The following is a 229-nucleotide window of genomic DNA, read 5'->3' on the forward strand; positions in this document are numbered from 1 at the left end:
ATCTACTGCAGTTGCTTCATCGGTAAATTCAATATCCTGAATTCCAGCCGGCATTACCATATCTGCCGATGCTTGGGTATTCACACCGATAAAACCGATCTTCTCACCGTCTACTTCTTCAACATGGTAAGGATCAAGTACTGTCTCTCCACCGTCCTTATACACACAATTTGCACAGAGATTCGGGAAGTTCATGCCATCATAGTCATCCGTGCCAAGCCCTTCAGGA

The 229-nt window shown here is 45.4% G+C and carries 1 protein-coding gene; it reads right to left on the reverse strand.

What is annotated here, in order from left to right:
- A partial coding sequence (locus tag RG959_RS25085; RefSeq protein ID WP_342799395.1) for a metallophosphoesterase family protein occupies positions 1-229 on the reverse strand: 229 nt, incomplete at both ends.

It is taken from the genome of Domibacillus sp. 8LH, assembly GCF_038806185.1.
GTDB classification, from domain to species: Bacteria; Bacillota; Bacilli; order Bacillales; family Domibacillaceae; genus Domibacillus; species Domibacillus indicus_A.